We start from the raw sequence: 18738 nt of genomic DNA on the forward strand, positions 1-18738 counted from the left end.
GAATTTTCTCTCTGAATAGAGATCTATGGATAGTTAAGGGGCAAGGAATGTTTTCGTTTCTGGTCAAGCGCCTGTTTCAGGCACTGATAGTGATGTTTGTGATCAGTTTGGTGGCGTTTGCCATTCAGGATAACCTGGGTGACCCGCTGCGTGAGCTTGTAGGTCAGTCGGTTTCAGAATCGGAGCGCCAAGCGCTGCGTGACGAACTGGGCCTGAACGATCCCTTTATCACAAAGTACACTCGCTTTGTGGGCAATGCGCTACAAGGTGATTTAGGTACATCTTACTTCTTCAAGCGACCTGCGGTTGAGGTAATTCTCGATAAGCTGGTGGCGACGCTAGAGCTCGTGTTTGGTGCGACGCTCATCATTATTGTTTTCTCTATACCACTTGGCGTGTATTCCGCGATCCATCCTAAGAGTATTTTTACGAAATTCGTCATGGCGATGAGTAGTGTCGGTATCTCGATTCCGGTGTTCTTAACCGCAATCATGCTGATGTATGTCTTCTCCATAGAACTCGGTTGGCTACCTTCCTACGGACGGGGCGAGACCGCTAATGTGCTCGGTTGGGAATCTGGCTTCTTTACCATTGATGGTATCAAGCACCTTATCCTGCCGTGTATTGCGCTAGCGTCTATCATGCTGCCGTTGTTCATCCGTCTGGTACGTTCAGAAATGCTGGAAGTACTGAGCTCGGAATACATTAAGTTCGCCAAAGCAAAAGGCCTGAACTTACAAAAGATTTATTACCAACATGCACTTAAGAACACCATGCTACCAGTACTGACGGTTGGCGGTGTGCAGATTGGTACTATGGTGGCTTACACCATTCTTACTGAAACCGTGTTCCAATGGCCGGGCACTGGCTTCCTTTTCCTAGAGGCAATCAACCGTGTAGATACACCGCTGATCACTGCCTACGTTATCTTTGTTGGTCTGATCTTCGTGGTAACCAATACCATCGTTGACTTGCTGTACGGCATCATCAACCCAACTGTGAACTTAACCGGAAAAGGAGCTTAATCATGAGCCAATCAAATGTAACACCAGCTCCTGCAGCCGCACCGTCAGCGTGGCAGCGTTTCAAAGAGTCGGATTTCTTGTATTACTTCAAGCGCGACAAAGTTGCGATGGCAAGTTTTACCGTCTTTATGATGTTCTTAGTGTTGGCGTTGGCTGCGCCAATTTTGGCACCGACAGACCCGTACGATCTGACGTCCATCGACATCATGGATTCTGAGTTGCCACCGTCTTGGATGGAAGATGGCGATGAGCGCTTTGTGTTAGGTACTGATGAGCAAGGCCGCGATATTTTATCGACCATTCTTTATGGCTCTCGCCTGTCTTTGACCATTGGCTTCCTTGCGGTTGGTCTTCAGTTGGTACTGGGCATCATCATTGGCTTGTCTGCAGGTTACTTCGGCGGTCGTATCGATAGCTTCTTGATGCGCTTTGCAGACGTACAGTTGTCGTTCTCGACCATGATGGTGGCGATCATCGTCTCGGCAATCTTCAAAGCTAGCTTTGGCAGTGATTTCTACAGCCAATATGCAGTAGTCATGCTGGTGGTGATCATTGGTGTGGCAGAATGGCCGCAATACGCGCGTACTATTCGTGCCTCTGTATTGGCAGAGAAGAAGAAAGAATACGTCGAGGCGGCCCGTGTGATGGGCTTTAAAGCGCCGCGCATCATGTTCCGTCATATTCTGCCGAACTGTCTATCGCCAATCTTGGTTATCTCGACAGTGCAGGTAGCGAACGCGATCATGTCGGAAGCAGCACTGTCATTCCTAGGCTTAGGTCTACCAGTCGACCAGCCGTCACTGGGTGCCTTGATCAGCATCGGCTTTAACTACATCTTCTCTGGTGCATGGTGGATTACTGCCTTCCCAGGTATCGTACTAGTGACATTGGTATTGGTGATTAACCTACTGGGTGACTGGCTACGTGATGTATTTAACCCGAAAATCTACAAAGGTTAGTCATCAAATAAATTAGGCTATATAGGTTGCCAATTTAATAAATTTCTTCCTAAACTGAGAGCCGGATGCAATTCCGGCTCTTTTTTTGCTTATCAGTTTTTATGCATATTTTATTGACGCTTTGTCGCGATAATTTCATCACCTACTGTTTAGAGTGAAGCGTATGGAAATGAAAAAGGCACACCACTCCTCTCGTATCGTCCAATCCGGCTTGAGCCTTGGGTTGCTGGTGGCGTGCGCCCAATTTGCGAGTCCTGTATTGGCGGACGATTTTCTTTGTCAGGCCTCTCAAGCCAGCAACAAAGAGCTGCCAGTTCTAGAGCAATCTTGTCCGATCGGGAAAGGGCTGTGGGGAAAGAAAGTGCCGCAAGGAGGCAATGACTTTTTCTGGATCCAGTGTGGTTTGTTGCCAAAGCCGATGTCTTTAGCCAAAGCCAAGCCGATCTACGGCAAAATCACCACGGATGTTTGGATGAAGCCGGAGCAAAAAGGCTACCGATGTCTTATTGGTCCTTATACTGAATTTGCCAAAGCCTCGCAGGACTTGCAGCGAGTTAAAACTTTATCGACCTATAAAGAAGCGTTTATTCGTGTGGTTGGCAAAGGTACGTCAGAGCCAGTGAAGCAAACTAAGCCGATGCCGAAGCCTGACGCGAAGGCAAAGCCTGTGACACCAGTTGCTCCAGCAGCCGCGACTCGCCCGAATACGGATGCTTTCAAAACTAAAGAGGCGCCAGCTAAGGCAGTACCGAAACAAGCTTCTCAACCAGTGGCGAAACCTACCCAAGCACCTAAGCCTGCTCAGCCTATTATCAGTAACGATACAGTGCAGGTACGATTGAAGACGATTCTGCAAGGTAAAACGTTTGTGGTGCCGTACTTGGTCGAGAACAACAACCAGTTCTATATGGAACATGGAAAGCCTTGGAACCGCTTAAACTATGCGAGCTCACAAAAGGTATGTCAGCAACTAAGTATGGACTTAGCGAGCACCTCGGAATTCAAAACGCTGCGTGCATCTGGGGTGATGGAGAAAAATAACTGGCCGCTGCAGTTGCCTTACTGGGGTAAAGATAAGAAGGGCTTGTTTGCCGACCGAGAACCTAATCAGCTCACGGGCACTTCGTTACTTAACGTGGTTTGCGTTAAGTAATTAAACGGATACAAAAGAGCCCCGCAAGTGCGGGGCTTTTCAGTAGCATCAAATAGAAGAGTTATTTGAGATAGGTTTCCCTGTGGCAATTAGAGCAGCAATACACTTCTTTGATGCCTTTGCATTTTTCCCAAAAGGTTCTGCGTCGGCGTTGTAAGTGAATATGATTGCAACAAGGTTTTGCTCGAATTAAACCGTATTTACTCATTAATCTTCAATTAAAGGCAGTGATTCCATCACTTTTTCTATTGCTTCTTGAGAGTGTGAGTACAGACCGAACTCTGGGGCTGATACCCAACCGTTTTGTTCAACGCTTGAGTTGATACCGATGTAGAAATCGCCAAACTCGCGGTTTACATTACGGTGACGAGTTTTGTAATCAGACTCTGAGCCTGTTTCTTCTAGAATCAAAGTTTCGCGATTTGTTTCGCTATCTAGAGAGATAGTCCAGTTACCTGGAGTGTAGAAGCCTTCTGGTTTGATAGACTCGTACTCGTAAACACCGTTAGCGTACTCAAACTTCCTGCAGCATAGAATAGTTCAGTTTCGTCTTGAGCAACGGTCTCGCTCTCTACCGTCATATCAAATTCAATCTTACCGTTTGCGACCTTTTCGCTCACTGGTAGTGCTTGTGCGAAAGGTGCATTGGTTGAATCAAACCAGAACAACTCATCACCATCGATTTTCACAAGGATTTGGTATTCGCCTTGTGTGGTTTTGTTTTGGTAAAGCATTTCGTACTCAGAACCCTCATCGTCGTACAATTTGCCGTCTTTGATCTCTACGTCCCAACAATCTTTGTTTTGGTAAGCCGCGTAGTTTGGTAGCTTGTCCAGTTTTGCCAAAATCGCGTATGGGTCGTACTCTGATTCCCAAGAGTTGCTTAGGTTATCACTGATGTTTGCCGAGTATTCTTCGCCTTGCTCATCATCATTTGAACCCCAACACCATAGTAGGCCTTCGGTATCTTTCATAAGAATCGCATGACCGATTTCACCATCGTTGCGTGCGAAGCTGCCCATTTTTGCCGCTTTGCCGTTAAAGTGGTCGATAGTGAAGCCTAGCGTTGGTACAACTGGCGGCGGCGTAGCGCCTTCTTTCACTTCTGGTAGTTTAAAGGTTACGCGAGCTTTGCCATCTTCGTTATCTTCTACGTTAACGGTAAAAGTTTGGCCTGCAGCGTAAGCTTTTTCTGGTGTACCTTCGATAGTGATGATTGCGTTGTCGTTTTCATCGATAGACAAGCCGTCGATAGAGATAGATTCCGCTGAATACTCTTCTAGTTGGCCATCTTCGTCTTTAAATAGACCAGAGATATCAAGAGTTTGCTCGAAAGCTTCACCTTGTTGTAGCTGCCAGCCATCAACGATACTTTGAAGGCGTTTTTGCTCTGCTTCAATGACGATTGGTGCTTGGTTTGCTGTTTCGATGTCCAGCTCAAATACAGTGCTTACAGTAGAAAGCGCTTTGCCTGCAGAGTCTTTATCTTCCGCTGTTAGGATGATTTCGAACTCACCTGCTTTGGTGACTTCAGCAGCTGGCAAAAGAACCAATTGGTTGCCTTCAATGCGAACTTCGATACCAGTTCCACCTAGGTTGTGAGACAGTTTAGGCGTCACCAGGTTTTGGTCTTTGTCTTTAAATAGACCTTCAATGCTCAGTTCAACACCATCGAAGCTCGCGCCTTTTACGATTTCAGGTAGGTTATCTAGCTTCTCTTCGGCTGCTTCTTCAACGTCTTCGTTAACAACAAGCTTGTTGTTGACTACGGTTTCCGGCGCTAGGTTTTCGCTTTCTGGTGTGCTATCAGTGATCACTGGGCGTAGGTTTGGATCATTGATATCTGCACCAGACTCCACCAGACGGTCTACTTCTTGATCAGCTGCTTGCGCGAATTCAGTCGCTTTTTTCTCGTAGTTCGCAGGGTTTTGCGCTTTAGATTCAGTCAGAATCTGAGCGGTTTTATGTAGTTCGGCACTTTTATCTACACCCGAAACGAAATCGCTGTATAGGTCGATAGGTGCTTCTTCCGTACCACCAAGTGCTTGGTTTACTTTTGCTACTGCTTCTTCTTCCGTTAGTGCACTGTCGTTTGCCATTTCAATTGCAACAAGGTCAGTGATTGGCGAGATAACGTTAGAAGAGTTTGGTGCGCGGAAAACCAGTTCGTGAGCCATCGCTTGGCTTGGGTGATCCATATCTACAGTGTAGGTACCTGCGTAAGTCGGATCTAAAGCGATAAGCTGTTTCTGTTTTGCGCCGTTTGGCGTGATAGTTTGCAGTGCCAGAGTGCTTTCTGGTTTTGCTTTGATTTTAAGCTGACCTTTCTCATCGGTTAGGCCAAGGAATGTATCATTAGTGTCCCATTGACCATTGTTGTTCAGATCTTCAAATACCACAGCATTTTTGAAGTAGCCATCGAAGCCAGTGATCACTACACCAGAGTTGCCACCGTTTGAACCACCATCTGAACCACCACAACCTGTTAGCGCGATAGCCACTGACGCTGCTAGTAAACTCACCTTATTCATTGTTTTAATCCTTGTTTCGTTTCCGAATGAGAAAGTCGCTTTTTATCGTTTTATCTTTCAATCTCACTAGTGAGATTGAAAAAGCAGCGCATTTTGGATCGGTTTTGGAAGCGGCTTCAAGACACGAAAAGCCACAAAAAAACCGTAAAAAAACTTTGAATATTTTTTGTGGCGTTGATTAGTGGTGTGAATGGCGGTTTGAGGTGGCTGCTATTTAATACAGATACTTATTTTGACCTTTTACTCATTTGTGATTGGTTTTTGAACCAATAGGTTCGTAATAAATCATATTCATTTTCAACTCCTCTACGCTATTGGCGTATTGAGGAAGTGGGCGCAAGATGTAGCTATAAGCTTCACCCTGAAGAAAAACGTCATTGGCATGGTAGTCATTGTTGAAATAGACATAAGCGTATGCCGACGGTTTAGGAGCAGTCGCGCAATAGGTATTGTTGGAGTAAGAAATCACATCGCTAAACATCCCTTCACCAGCGATGATTGAGGTGTCCCAAAACTGACAGAATTCATGAGCAAATAAGTCGCTATTAGACGCGACTATGTTGAGATCTGAGTCGAAACCGTCGTGATACTCATTACCTTGAGCGAAGCGTCGGTCAAAAATATAGTTACCAGCAAGCGCATGGCGATAACCACCGGCAGTCGGAATGAGCAGATCAAATCGGGCGGATTGATACAGCTTCTCTCCTGTGTTGACGTTCAAACGCTCTTCCATTGATCGTTTGTTCTTCTGCATGGTGTAGCTTTCGAAGCGATTATTGTCGAAAACAGTGATGAAGTAGTTTTCGGTTTCTTTGTGTACGCGTGAGGTGTAGACCTTTTTGGTGGTCCAGATTTGTTGTGAGTCGCTTGTTTGCACTATTAATGATTCATCGCTGATCTGATACTGACCGACTTTCTTTAATTCATGCTCTTCAGGGCAATGGGTTTTGTTGTTGGCAGCCGCATAGAAGACTTCTTCCTCGACAAACTTAAATGCCTCACAGTACACCACTTCATAGGCGTATTTTTTCCCACCAAGTAAGTTTGTGGTTTCCAGGCGATACACAATGCCATCAATGAGAGGGTGCTCGGTATCATTTTGTTCTTCGATTACTGCTGGTAGCTCAAAGCGTGTCGTTACCCAAGCATGGTCTTCTGTGCCGTGGTGGTCATCACGAGCAGATACCGCTAAGTAAGTGGTTTGGTCGAACGCTTTTGGTGCGCCTTGCAGCATGATTTGTCCTTGATTAAGGACACTTAACCCGTTGGCGTTTTCCAACCAAATTCGGGTGGTGAGAAGGTCGCCTTCTGGATCTTCAAACAGCTGCTCTAATCCCAGCGAATAGTTGATCGGGTTGTTCTGTGCTAGCTCCCAACCAAAGATGATGGTTTGAAGCTGCTGTTCTACCGCAAGGTTAATGATCGGTTTGCCGTTGTCTGTCGAATCATGGTTTGGGTTGTTGCTAACGTAGGTTTGAGTCAGGCTTCCGGAGTAATTGACCACCGATGATCCAAAAGCATCTGGAACCTGTTCAGGGTGCTCTGACAAGGTTGATTCGAGAGCTTTTTCAAAGGCGAGATCGTTGCTCCGCTCTAGTGCTGACGAGGTTAAAGCTTGTTTTACTTCAATCAAAGAAGTGCGCTCACCATGAGCGGCGTCTTTCTTATCAGTACTATTTTGTGCAGGTTTGATATTGGCAGCGACAGCTGTCGTTTGTTCATCTGAAAGCCAATAGCTTGCCATCAAGCAGATACCAAGTGCGCCTGCAATCCAGTATTTTTTTGTCATGATGTTACGCGTGCGCCATTCTTGAGTGCAGCCAACTGCGTGAAAACTTTAAGTCTTTTTCAATCAAACTGGCGCTGCATTCCAGCAGTTCACAGATCTCTTGGTTTTTCATACCCATCAAGTACTTGAGCTTCAAAGCGTTAGACTGGCGCGGATAACGCACACTGAAGCTGTCGAGCGCTTTATCCATGATGATGAGTTGCTCGAAGCGATCTTCTTCCTCCTTCATCAAGGTGATGTGTTGGCGCTTCTGCGCTTGATGGGCGCGAGCGTTGTCGATCAAGATTTGGCGCATCACTTTGGCTGCCATTAAGAAGAAGTCGCGCTTGGTTTCAATCTCACTCATGTCGCAGTTAGACATTTTCAAATAAGCATCATGAATGAGCGCCGTGGTGCTGTTTACGCTGTCTGAAAGCACCTTGTTGTCGGTGCCGTATTTCTCTGCGTTGCGTTCACGTTCCTGTTGGGCGATTTTACGCAGCTGTAGGTAAGCGAATTGGTACAACTCACTTTCCGCCTGTTTATCGCCAGCTTGCCACTGCTGGATGATTTGCGTCAGGGTAGATTTAGAAGCCATGGCTATACGTCCTCACTTACTTTTACAAACTCAGAGATAGAATGGGTTTCGATACGATCAGAGCCATCGCGATTACGACTGATGTCTTGCTGGTAACGATACAAAATGCCTTGCTCCCACGTTTTGCCTGCTGGCAGGTATTCCCACGTGGTGTAGTTGATTTCTGAAGGGGCGGGTGACCAGCGAACCATCACGTTCATCTGTGCTAATTCGGCGTTTTCCTGATCGTTGTTGACCCACCACATGTCTAAGTATTCGTTAGTGACGTCTTGGGTGTATAGGCTGGTATCTGTGGGGCATTTAACGGCGTCGACAGGCAAACGCAACACTTGGTTATGGCGCATTAGAAGACACGATTGTTTCATCGAGTCTTGTAGGTATTGAGTTTGCTGCCACACGCCTTGGTAGGCAATTTGGTTATCAACTGAATCAGGATAGGTAAACCACAGCATTTCAGTGCGGTTATGGTGCTTAACGTGTTCATTTGGCCCCAAACCTTGCACTTTTTCCATCAACAGTTGGGTATTTGGATCGAAGTTGAGTGCGACCGAGCGATATTTCCAGTCGCCCTCATCATCATAATCTTCCAGCGAGAAGCCATTTAGGTCATTGCGGGTGCAACCTGTATCCGCGCAGCCGACAAAGCTCTCCCACTCTGAGAACTTTTCAATTGGTTCGATAATGTCTTCGGTGACGCTTTGATTGAGCGCTAAGAAACAGCCTTGGAAATAGTCCCCCACGCTTGGGTGCTGGATCAGGTTTTCTTCAGTGATGGTGAAGTTAACCTCACCGATTGGTGGGCGATAGCGGGGATGGTGCTGATAACGGATATCAAACGCACAGGCGCGACCTTGCCAATCCTTCTTCTTGATGATGATGTTCTTAAAGCGCACATCACGAGGCTCAAAAATGATTTCATCTGAGGCAAAGTTCTTCTCGATATAGCGTTGGCTTTCATTGAGGTGTTCGACCGCTTCTTGTACCGAAACCCAATCCAAATTGAGTTGTTGTCTAGCGTCATCTAAAAAGTTGAGGTCGAGGCGCTTGAGTTGCGCTTGGAAAGTGGGGTCGGAGAGTACTTTATTAGCCAGTACAATCTCTTGGCGGTTTTCTGGTGTGCTATCGAGAGAGAGCAATAAGCGGGTCATGTTGATACTGCGACTTGGCTTGGTGGTCGCCATGGTTGGCGTGAGCACTTCTTGGCTCGACATCGTAGTGAGCAAGTAGCCTTTGTCGTCATTGCCGAGGAAGAAGCTGATGACATCGCCAGGGCGATACTGAAACGCGCCTTTATCGGTGTGGCCAGAAAGGTTGGAGCTGGTTTTGTAATACAGACCAGTCACCGGTGAATCGATGAAGAAACCTTGCTTTATGGTAGGCGTTGTTGCTTCTAACGAGGGAGTCGCAGAAGTTGAGCTCGCCCATGCTGGCGCTATCGCTAAAGCAGACAGCCAGATCGCAACGGAACGTGTGTGCATCTTAGTTTTTTAAGCCTTTTTCTTGTTTAGCCTTACTGTTGAGTGCGGTCCTTTGGTGCACAATTTGGCTGACAACTTATTGATTTAGTGAGGTGCTTCTCTGGCACCGGCGTCATCATCGCCAACAACATTTTTTGTTTTATGTGTTTGGGAATATCTGGGTTAGACAGAATTCGCCTGCGTGTCAGCTCCATCATGGCACTGACGGACATTTGCTCGACGTTTTGCCCCTTGGCATGAAAGACAAGGCGCGTGACTTCGTACATGATGTCTTCTGCAATCTTCTTCTCTTGTTGCAGTTGTATGTTTTTTTGAATCAGCGTGTTACCAAATAGCAAGCCAGATAACACTAAGATTGCGGACAACACCGATGGCAGCGGTCGGCGTTGTACTAAACGAAGCGTGCTGTACAGCGGCCAGTGCTTCTTTTGCTCTATTGGGCGTCGCTCCAAAATGCATTCAATATCTTGACGTAGCGCGCGAACATTGAGGTAGCGCTGTTTCGCTTTGGTCCGTGTCGCGCGTCTCACTACCCAATAAATATCTGACCACATTGGCTGATCAGGAAACATCAGCGCCAGAATCTTACCCAGTGAATACACATCACTTTGCTCAGTCAAAAACGCTCCGGCTTGCTGTTCTGGACTGGCGTATTTTTCACTGAAGGCGATCAATACTGGAGACGCATCATCACTGCTTGATTGCACCTTTTGCGTCAGGTTGAAATCGAGCAGTTTTGGTCGTTTATTGCGATCAATCAGGATGTTTTCTGGTTTGAGGTCCGCATGTAGAACTTGATGCTGGTGGGCGTGTTCCATTGCCTGACAAATCTGCTTGAACAGCAACAACTTGTCGTCCTCTTCCATTGGCGTGAGCAACAAATAGGAGTCTAGAGTTTGACCAAAAACGCGCTCCATCACGATATAAACCGAGTCGCCGTGCAAGCCGCCATCAAACACTTTGGCAATGTAAGGGTGGTTCAAACGAGCCAGAAGCTGGGCTTCATCAAACAGCGCGCGTTTGCCCAAAACATTACTAAGATTGGCTTGGATGAACTTGATCGCCAGATCTTGTTCAAACGTCTCGTCAGCGCGCAATGCCGCATATACCACCCCCATGCCTCCACGACCTAACTCGTGGGTAAGGCGGTACTTGCTGATCACTTCCCCCGTGAGATCGACCTCTTTTGTGGTCGCCAAGCTAGCACCGAAGCCGAGCAACTCTGTCAGTTGTTCTTCTTCACTTTCGCTGGCTAAAAGAGGGGCGACTTGGAGATAAAGCTCAGGTTGACTCTGCTGCAATTCGTCGAGGTATTGCTGCTTCTGAGAGTCGTCCAGATCAAGCAGGTGATAGTAAATCTGGGTTTCGCTGGAGCTTAACGGCACTGTGCTTCGTATCTTATTGTTTTAGGTGCGGTATTTTATAAGAAACTCAATATTAATGTCATTTATTTATTAAGCTCTAAATCACAATGCTAGCATTGCAATTTGATGGTTATTTGAGCGTTAAGGTTATGATTTTATTAATGATGTAGCAGATGGTTTTTACTGAGCTTGTCGGCGAGGAGTCTATTAGTCATAATGTTACTAGTAACATTACTGATAAATTAGATATTTATGGCTCAGCAGAATAAGAAAGCAAGAACGACATTGCAGGATGTCGCAGACAAAGTTGGCGTAACAAAAATGACCGTCTCGCGTTACATGCGCAATCCAGACTCGGTGGCAGAAAAAACACGGGTGAAGATTGCCGCCGTGATTGAAGAGATGGGCTACATCGAAAACCGTGCACCGGCGATGTTGTCGAAGTCTTCCAGTAAAGCGATTGGTATTTTGTTGCCTTCACTGTCCAACCAAATTTTTGCGTCTTTTGTTCAGGGCATTGAAACTGTCACCAAAGCCAATGGCTACGAAACGTTACTTGCGCACTTTAGTTATGACGAGCTGGAAGAAGAACGCAAAATCGCGTCGCTGCTTTCTTATCAAGTTGACGGCTTAATCCTGACGGAAAGTCATCATACTCAACGCACTTTGCAGATGATCAAGAACGCAGGTGTGCCCGTGGTCGAAACCATGGAACTGCCAGAGCAGCCGATAGATATGGCGGTTGGTATGGATCACGAAGACGCTTCTTACAGCGTCGTAAAGCGCATGTTGCAATCGGGCAAGCGTACCATCGTTTACTTCGGTGCTCGTTTGGATACGCGTACTAAATTGCGTATGCAGGGCTATGATCGTGCGATGATAGAAGCAGGGTTGGAGCCAAAGCACGTGCTAACGGGCGATCACTCAAGCTTCTCGCTGGCACATGATTTGTTGGAGCGCGCACTGGCAACCTACCCAGAACTTGATGGTGTATTTTGTACCAACGATGACATCGCGATTGGTACCTTGTTGAGCGCTCAGCAACGCGGCATCAAAGTACCCGATCAACTTGCGGTGGTGGGTTACAACGCATTAGACATCGGACAAACTATCAGCCCGAAACTGACCAGTGTGGATACACCGCGTTTCGAGATTGGTGAGAAAAGTGCCGAGCTACTGATTGCGCGCCTCAAGGGTGAAGAGCAAGCCGAGACAGTAGTGAACATGGGCTATCAAATTACGGCGGGCGAGAGCGTCTAGCTAACTCACGTTTATTTTTCATCATTCGTTTCTGATAAGGACACGGGCATGCCACATCAACTTGATGCGTTAGATCTTAATTTAATGCGCTTACTTAAAGCCGTGGTAGAAAATCGCAGCATCAAGTTGGCGGCGATGCAGCTTGGCATTTCGCAACCCAGTGCCAGTCGTGGGGTGATGAAACTTAAAGACGTGTTTGATGATCCGCTGTTTGTGCGTAAAGCCCATGGGGTAGAGCCATCCCCAATGGCGATTCGCTTAGCGGCAGAGTTTGATAACATGCTGTCTCCGCTAGAAAAAGTAGTGCAGGAGTTTTCGGAGTTTGACCCGCTCGAATACCAAGGTCAGATTGCGATTGTGACTGACCCTTATTTGATGGACGAACAAGGTCAGCGTTTATTGCGTGGTTGCCATCAGGCGTTTCCTCAAGCCTCGTTTGCCTTCTCAAGCTGGAACATTTATTCCCAAGACGAGATGCTAGAGGGCGAACACGATTACTGCATTCTCGACCAAGAAACCGAGTTGTCGAAAGACATCTACATGCGTCCGTTATTTGTTGAAAAGCGCGTGATTTTGGCGCGTAAAGACCACCCGACGTTGTCGCAAGTCAGTAATGACTGGGACACGGTGTCGGAATTGCCACTGGTCTCTTTGCCTGCGCCAGCATCCTACAATCCGCTCTGTACGGTGGAATCGGAATATCGCCGCATGGGTTACGAGCCCGTTGTGTTGCTTAAATCCTACAACTTGCGCGTCGCTTGCCAAATGCTGCTTGAGACCGATGCCATCATGTATGCCAGCCAAAGTACAGCACACTTGATGCACGAACTTGCGTCTTACCCAATGCCGATGGTAAACCGAGAGTTCAGCCAATTTGTTGTTTCGGGGGGGTATTTACAGACCTACCGCAACCACCCATTGCACCGCCATTTGCACCAAGTAGTGCAGCAAACCCTCAATACGCCATTAACGTGATCGGATAAGCAAACTGTCCTTTAAGATATTCAAAAATGAATATCTCAATTACCTGTCTGTTTCGCTGAAGAAGGGCTAATCTGACTACAAATAGTCAGGAGAAGCGGCTCTTTTTATCTTATCAATTCTTTGAATGTCTGATTCTTAAAGGACATTCACCATTCTCCGTTATGCAGTTTTTTAATTTCTGGGGAGGATGAATCATGCTCATTGCACGTCTATTTTTATTGCTCGCCATCGTTGCCGAAGTTGCCGGTACCAGTACGATGTCGTTTATTGGTGAAAGTAATGCGTGGGAAGGCTATCTGGTGATGTACGTTCTGATCGCCATTTCCTATTACTTCTTGTCGAAAGCGGCAAAGAAAATCTCTATCGGTGTCGCGTACGCAACATGGGAAGGTTTGGGTATCGCCTTGATTACCCTAGTTTCTATCGTTTTGTTTGATGCCAACTTAAGCACGCAGCAGTTGCTTGGTTTGGCGCTGGCGGTGGTCGGTATTGTGTGTGTGACGCTCGGCGAATCACACGGTCAGCCTCAACAAAAAGATGAGTTGCCAAGCTCATCGAATGCGAGGTGTTAGTCATGAGCCAATTTTTTACTGTTTCATTTGGATTTGTTGTTATGGCGGCATTGGTCGACATCATGGCGAACATGGCGCTGACTCGCTCTAAAGGCTTTAAGCACAGAGGGTGGGGCATCACTGCGATTGTATTGGTGATGGCGGCGTTTACCTTGCTTGCTCAAGCAGTAAAAGAGATCGACCTTGCGATCGCATACGCCTCTTGGGGTGCAATAGGTATCTTAGGTACCGCGATTGGTGGCGCTTTGCTGTTCAAACAAAAGCTTAAGCCGATTGGCTGGTTTGGTATCTTTGTGGTGATTGCTGCGGTTGTGGTGATGAAGACGGCTTGATGTTCTTTGCCTGAGTCCTAGATATCGTCATTCTGAGCATCGAGGGATGAGCGTGATTCAGAATCTACCAACAAAAAGTGCTGTGGCAGAGGTGTTTCCTCTTGCTTCACAGCACTTTGATATTAGATTCCTGATCTCGCCTAGGCTCGTCGGAATGACGGGGTCTTTCTTCCCGCCTTAAACAATAAAGCTTGCGCCTTCTTCTGCGCTCGAAACGCTCTGACGAATCACGCTAAAGAAGCCGCGACCCCAAGTCTGTTGCTTGGCTTCAGTATCCATCTCTAACAATTCACGACCCGTAACGTCGCTGAGGTTATTCAGCTCGCCAGTTTGGCAATCAACGCGGATGATGTCGCCATTACGCACCAAGCCAATCGCGCCGCCGCGAATTGCTTCTGGAGAAACGTGGATTGCTGATGGAATCTTACCGGATGCACCCGATAGTCGACCGTCTGTTACTAGCGCGACTTTAAAGCCTGCTTTCTGCACGTTGCCGAGGATTGGCATCAGTTTGTGTAGCTCTGGCATGCCGTTCGCTGCAGGACCGTTGTGCGTCACAACCACGATGCAATCTTGGTTTAATTCACCGCGTTTGTACGCCGCTTCCACTTCGTGTTGGCATTGGAATACGATCGCAGGCGCTTCGATGATGCGCTGATCTTCTTTCACCGCAGAGACTTTCACCACTGCTTTACCCAAGTTACCGTGAAGTACGCGAGTACCACCGGTGTTTTGGAAAGCTTGCGTTGGCGCAGCAATCACTTCGCCGTCTTGGCTGCCACCGCATGCTGTCCAAGTCAGTTTGCCGTCAACTAGCGTAGGTAGCGTCATTTGGTCTTCGAATTCGCCGAATACCGGTTTCACGTCACGATGAAGCAAGCCCGACTCGTCCAAACGATGCAATAGCGCAGGTACGCCGCCCGCTTCTTGGAATGCGTTCATGTCAGCTGGACCATTCGGGTAAACGCGCGCCAACAGTGGCACCACTTCAGATAAGTCACTGATGTCTTGCCATGTCAGAATCAAACCTGCTGCTCGCGCCACTGCCAACATGTGGATAGTGTGGTTGGTGCTGCCGCCCGATGCCAACAGCGCAATAATACCGTTGATCAGGCTCTTTTCGGTGACAACTTCAGACAATGGACGGATGTTGGCTGAACCTGCATTCATTGCCGCGATTTTCAGAGCTGCATGATCGGTCAGCGCCTTACGTAGCTCAGTATGTGGGTGGATGAATGCTGAACCTGGCAGCATCAAACCCATTGCTTCAAACACAAGTTGGTTGGTGTTTGCGGTTCCGTAGAAGGTACACGTACCTGCTGAGTGGTAAGCACGACACTCCATATCAAGCAGTGCGTCTTTACCTACTTCGCCCGCCGCGTATTTTTGTCGAACGTCGACTTTCTCTTCATTGCTGATGCCCGTTGCCATCAAACCTGCTGGCACAAACGCCGTTGGTAGGTGTGCGTAAGACAGCGCGCCCATCAGTTGTCCCGGTGCGATTTTGTCGCAGATACCCAGAAGTAAGGTCGCATCGAATACGTTGTGGCTCAGTGAAAGTGCTGTCGATTGAGCAATTAAGTCACGAGAAAACAGTGACATGTCCATGCCCGCTTGACCTTGAGTCACGCCATCACACATTGCCGGAACACAGCCAGCAACTTGCGCAGTGTGACCGTAACCAGACAGCACTTGTTTGATTTGATCTGGGTAGTGTTGGTAAGGCTGATGGGCACTCAGCATATCGTTGTAAGCACTGATCAGCGCCACATTCGAATGAGTGAAATCCAGAATGTTTTTCTTTTCTGAAGAACAAGATGCCGCAACGGCGTGAGCCAAGTTACCACAAGACAGACCGACACGACCTTTGCCAGCTTCGGCTTGGACTTCAGTGCGAGCAAGAAACGCCGCTCGTGCCTCTTGGCTGCGCTCAACTAAGCGCTGGGTAACGTCTAAGATTACTTGATGAGTCATGCCATTGCCTCGTCTTGCACTAGGATTAGCTCAGCGGCATTCGACACAACGTCTTCAATGGTTGCATCAATGCTGACGAAAATGGTGCGAGGCTCATCTTCTGGACGTTCTAGCGTTTCAAACTGGCTGTTGACCATGTTCTCTTTCATGAAGTGACCTTGGCGTGCACGCATGCGCTCAAGGATCAGTTCTTTGCTGCCGTCTAGGAAAAGGAAGGTCACGTTCTCGTTGCCTTCGCGGATTTGGTCACGATAAATCTTTTTTAGTGCCGAACAGACAATAATGCCGTGCTCGTTTTTGCTTTCTAAGCTATAAGCAGCGTCGCGGATACGTTCTAGCCAAGGTTTGCGGTCGTCGTCGTTCAGAGGCTGACCTGACGCCATCTTCTGAATGTTTGCTCGTGGGTGAAGATCATCACCATCAATGAATTTACGTCCCAGCTTTTTCGCCAAGTGCTCACCAATTGTGGTTTTGCCACTCGCACAAACGCCCATAACGACGACACTACTACCAGCCATAACTTATCCTCATAACAAATTTGCGCGTGATCTCAATTTTCGAATTCACTTTAAAATATGGGTTTATCTTATTCATGTTATCGGTAACATGTTACCGGTAACTCAAATAAATGTGAACCACAACACAAACAATAATTCTTAAAGGTGAACCCATGGAACAGCTAACCCAAGCTCCAGACCCTACGTTCCTACTAACGATTGCAGTCCTCGCGATAGCAGCGTTACTTGTATTGATTATTAAACTAAAAGTGCACGCTTTTGCTTCCCTAACTATGGTGAGTTTAGGTACAGCACTGGCGACTGGCGTTTCTTCTGACCAAGTTGTCCCAACCATGATGAGTGGCTTTGGTGGCACGTTGGCTTCAGTTGCATTGCTGGTTGGTCTTGGCGCAATGATCGGTAAGATTTTGGAAGTAACTGGCGGTGCGCAAGTGCTGGCAGATACTTTGATTGGACGCTTCGGTAAAGAGCGCGCACCTTTTGCATTGGGTGTGGCTTCACTACTGTTCGGTTTCCCAATCTTCTTTGATGCTGGTCTAGTGGTCATGATGCCTATCATCCTAAGTGTGGCAGCACGCTTTGGTGGTTCGCCAATCAAATACGCACTACCAGCAGCGGGTGCGTTTGCAGTAATGCACGGCTTTGTTCCTCCGCACCCAGGTCCAGTTGCAGCAGCAGAATTCCTAGGCGCAAACATTGGTCTACTGCTTGTTGTTGGTATCCTAGTGGCTATCCCAACTTGGTACCTAGGCGCTTATCTATTTGGTCTGTACGCAGGCAAGAAATTCGATATCCCACTATCAAAAGCGTTCTTCAACGGTGAAACACAAGTTGATGAATCTAAGCTGCCAAAATTTGGCACAGTAATGACCATCCTAGTGCTGCCGGTACTGCTAATCTGTTTAGACACAGTACTGAACACGCTAGCGGTTGCAGGTGTGATTGATGGCAAAACAGCTCTGGTTGAGTTCCTACGTATGCTAGGTAAAACACCGGTAGCACTTCTGATTACTCTGCTAGTGTCTCTTGCGGTATTCGCGAAAGACTACGGCATGGCAAAACTTGAGAAGCTGTGTGGCGACTCATTGGCTCCGATCTGTGGCGTTATCCTAGTAACCGGTGCGGGCGGCATGTTTGGTGGCGTATTGCGCGCAAGTGGTATCGGTGATGCACTAGCAGACGTATTAACTGACACAGGTATGCCAGTGATCGTAGCAGCGTTTGTTATCTCTACCTGTCTGCGTGTTGCTCAAGGCTCAGCAACCGTGGCACTAACGACAACTGCAGCACTTATAGCGCCAGTAGTGGCAGCATCAACTGGTTTGAGCGAGCTAGACCTATGCTTTATCGTTATCGCGATTGCAGGTGGTGCAACAGTGCTTTCTCACTTCAACGACTCTGGTTTCTGGCTAGTATCTCGTCTACTAGAAATGGATGAGAAAACAACGCTAAAAACTTGGACGGTAATGGAAACTTTACTTGGTGGTATCGCATTTATTATCGTAGCAACATTAAGCTTTATTCTTTAGAGGTTACCCATGACAACACTTGAACAACGATTAAGAGAAATCAAAATCGTCCCAGTTATCGCAATCAACGATGTAGCACACGCTCTGCCACTGGCAAAAGTGTTGGTAGAAAACGGCTTACCATGTGCGGAAGTGACATTCCGCACTGAAGCGGCGGCTGAGTCGATCCGCATCATGCGTGAAGCGTACCCAGAATTGCTGATTGGTGCAGGTACAGTGCTGACAACAGAGCAAGTGGACATCGCGATTGAAGCGGGTGTGGACTTTATCGTGAGCCCAGGTTTCAACCCAACCACAGTGAAATACTGTCAGCAGCGCAACGTGACAATCGTACCGGGCGTGAACAACCCAAGCTTGGTTGAGCAAGCGATGGAAATGGGTCTACGTACCCTGAAGTTCTTCCCTGCTGAGCCATCAGGCGGCGTAAACATGCTTAAAGCACTAACGGCGGTTTACCCAGTGGAATTCATGCCAACAGGTGGTGTAAGCCCATCTAACGTGGAAGATTACCTAGCGCTGAAATCGGTTGTCGCTTGTGGCGGTACTTGGATGGTTCCAACCGCTATGATGGACAACGGCGATTGGGAAGGTATTGCTGAATTGGTTCGCGCAGTTAAGTAAAACGCGCAAACGGCTCCGAAATACCCCCGAACGTTTTAAAACGTGAATAGAAAAAGGGTCATCAAGTAATTG

The 18738-nt window shown here is 47.5% G+C and carries 15 protein-coding genes and 1 pseudogene; 9 read left to right on the plus strand and 7 right to left on the minus strand.

Going from position 1 to position 18738, the window contains the following annotated elements:
* Positions 1-47: 47 nt before the first annotated feature.
* From KHO06_RS00380 to KHO06_RS00390, 3 genes are all read left to right on the plus strand, one after another.
* Positions 48-1025, plus strand: coding sequence for an ABC transporter permease (locus KHO06_RS00380; protein WP_038890162.1), 978 nt, complete (start codon positions 48-50; stop codon positions 1023-1025).
* Positions 1026-1027: 2 nt separating this feature from the next.
* A complete protein-coding gene (locus tag KHO06_RS00385; protein ID WP_005533496.1) occupies positions 1028-1984 on the plus strand; it encodes an ABC transporter permease in 957 nt (318 codons plus the stop codon).
* A 163-nt stretch (positions 1985-2147) separates the two neighbouring features.
* Entirely contained in the window at positions 2148-3137 is a 990-nt protein-coding gene (locus KHO06_RS00390; protein WP_038890164.1) for an SPOR domain-containing protein, read from the plus strand.
* Positions 3138-3344: 207 nt separating this feature from the next.
* Here the strand turns inward: KHO06_RS00390 and KHO06_RS00395 are convergent.
* The 5 genes and pseudogenes from KHO06_RS00395 to KHO06_RS00415 all read right to left on the minus strand — a co-directional run bounded on the left by KHO06_RS00395 (position 3345) and on the right by KHO06_RS00415 (position 10897).
* Positions 3345-5668: pseudogene (locus tag KHO06_RS00395) on the minus strand (acid phosphatase).
* 244 nt (positions 5669-5912) lie between these two features.
* Positions 5913-7457 (minus strand): hypothetical protein, encoded by a 1545-nt coding sequence (locus KHO06_RS00400; RefSeq protein ID WP_212581915.1) that lies wholly within the window; start codon positions 7455-7457, stop codon positions 5913-5915.
* 4 nt (positions 7458-7461) lie between these two features.
* The gene (locus tag KHO06_RS00405; protein ID WP_005429961.1) at positions 7462-8034 is read right to left on the minus strand and encodes a sigma-70 family RNA polymerase sigma factor; all 573 of its coding nucleotides are present in this window, start codon (positions 8032-8034) and stop codon (positions 7462-7464) included.
* Between the two features lie 2 nt (positions 8035-8036).
* Complete coding sequence (locus KHO06_RS00410; protein ID WP_047480087.1) at positions 8037-9512, minus strand: hypothetical protein; 1476 nt, start codon at positions 9510-9512, stop codon at positions 8037-8039.
* A 32-nt stretch (positions 9513-9544) separates the two neighbouring features.
* Positions 9545-10897 (minus strand): serine/threonine-protein kinase, encoded by a 1353-nt coding sequence (locus KHO06_RS00415; protein WP_077262035.1) that lies wholly within the window; start codon positions 10895-10897, stop codon positions 9545-9547.
* A 231-nt stretch (positions 10898-11128) separates the two neighbouring features.
* Between KHO06_RS00415 and KHO06_RS00420 the strand changes: the two genes are divergently transcribed.
* From KHO06_RS00420 to KHO06_RS00435, 4 genes are all read left to right on the plus strand, one after another.
* Positions 11129-12136 carry a LacI family DNA-binding transcriptional regulator gene (locus KHO06_RS00420; RefSeq protein WP_212581916.1) on the plus strand — a complete coding sequence of 336 codons (1008 nt, stop codon included), beginning with the start codon at positions 11129-11131 and terminating at the stop codon, positions 12134-12136.
* 48 nt (positions 12137-12184) lie between these two features.
* On the plus strand, positions 12185-13111 hold the full coding sequence (locus KHO06_RS00425; RefSeq protein ID WP_050914413.1) for a LysR family transcriptional regulator: 927 nt from the start codon (positions 12185-12187) through the stop codon (positions 13109-13111).
* Positions 13112-13314: 203 nt separating this feature from the next.
* The gene (locus tag KHO06_RS00430; protein ID WP_005430013.1) at positions 13315-13692 is read left to right on the plus strand and encodes an SMR family transporter; all 378 of its coding nucleotides are present in this window, start codon (positions 13315-13317) and stop codon (positions 13690-13692) included.
* A 2-nt stretch (positions 13693-13694) separates the two neighbouring features.
* The gene (locus KHO06_RS00435) at positions 13695-14024 is read left to right on the plus strand and encodes an SMR family transporter (RefSeq protein WP_005434604.1); all 330 of its coding nucleotides are present in this window, start codon (positions 13695-13697) and stop codon (positions 14022-14024) included.
* A 177-nt stretch (positions 14025-14201) separates the two neighbouring features.
* Here KHO06_RS00435 and edd read toward each other — a convergent pair whose 3' ends face one another.
* Together edd and KHO06_RS00445 are read right to left on the minus strand one after the other, a co-directional pair.
* Positions 14202-15998 (minus strand): phosphogluconate dehydratase, encoded by a 1797-nt coding sequence (gene edd, locus KHO06_RS00440; RefSeq protein ID WP_212581917.1) that lies wholly within the window; start codon positions 15996-15998, stop codon positions 14202-14204.
* Entirely contained in the window at positions 15995-16516 is a 522-nt protein-coding gene (locus KHO06_RS00445) for a gluconokinase (RefSeq protein WP_045413949.1), read from the minus strand. Before KHO06_RS00445 ends, edd begins: the two co-directional genes overlap by 4 nt.
* Positions 16517-16668: 152 nt before the next feature.
* On the opposite strand from KHO06_RS00445, the gene KHO06_RS00450 reads away from it, so the two are divergent.
* A complete protein-coding gene (locus KHO06_RS00450; RefSeq protein ID WP_005429968.1) occupies positions 16669-18045 on the plus strand; it encodes a GntP family permease in 1377 nt (458 codons plus the stop codon).
* Between the two features lie 9 nt (positions 18046-18054).
* A complete protein-coding gene (locus KHO06_RS00455; RefSeq protein WP_005430025.1) occupies positions 18055-18666 on the plus strand; it encodes a bifunctional 4-hydroxy-2-oxoglutarate aldolase/2-dehydro-3-deoxy-phosphogluconate aldolase in 612 nt (203 codons plus the stop codon).
* The last annotated feature ends 72 nt before the right edge of the window (positions 18667-18738 follow it).

The organism is Vibrio sp. B1FIG11 (assembly GCF_905175335.1).
Lineage (GTDB): Bacteria > Pseudomonadota > Gammaproteobacteria > Enterobacterales > Vibrionaceae > Vibrio > Vibrio campbellii.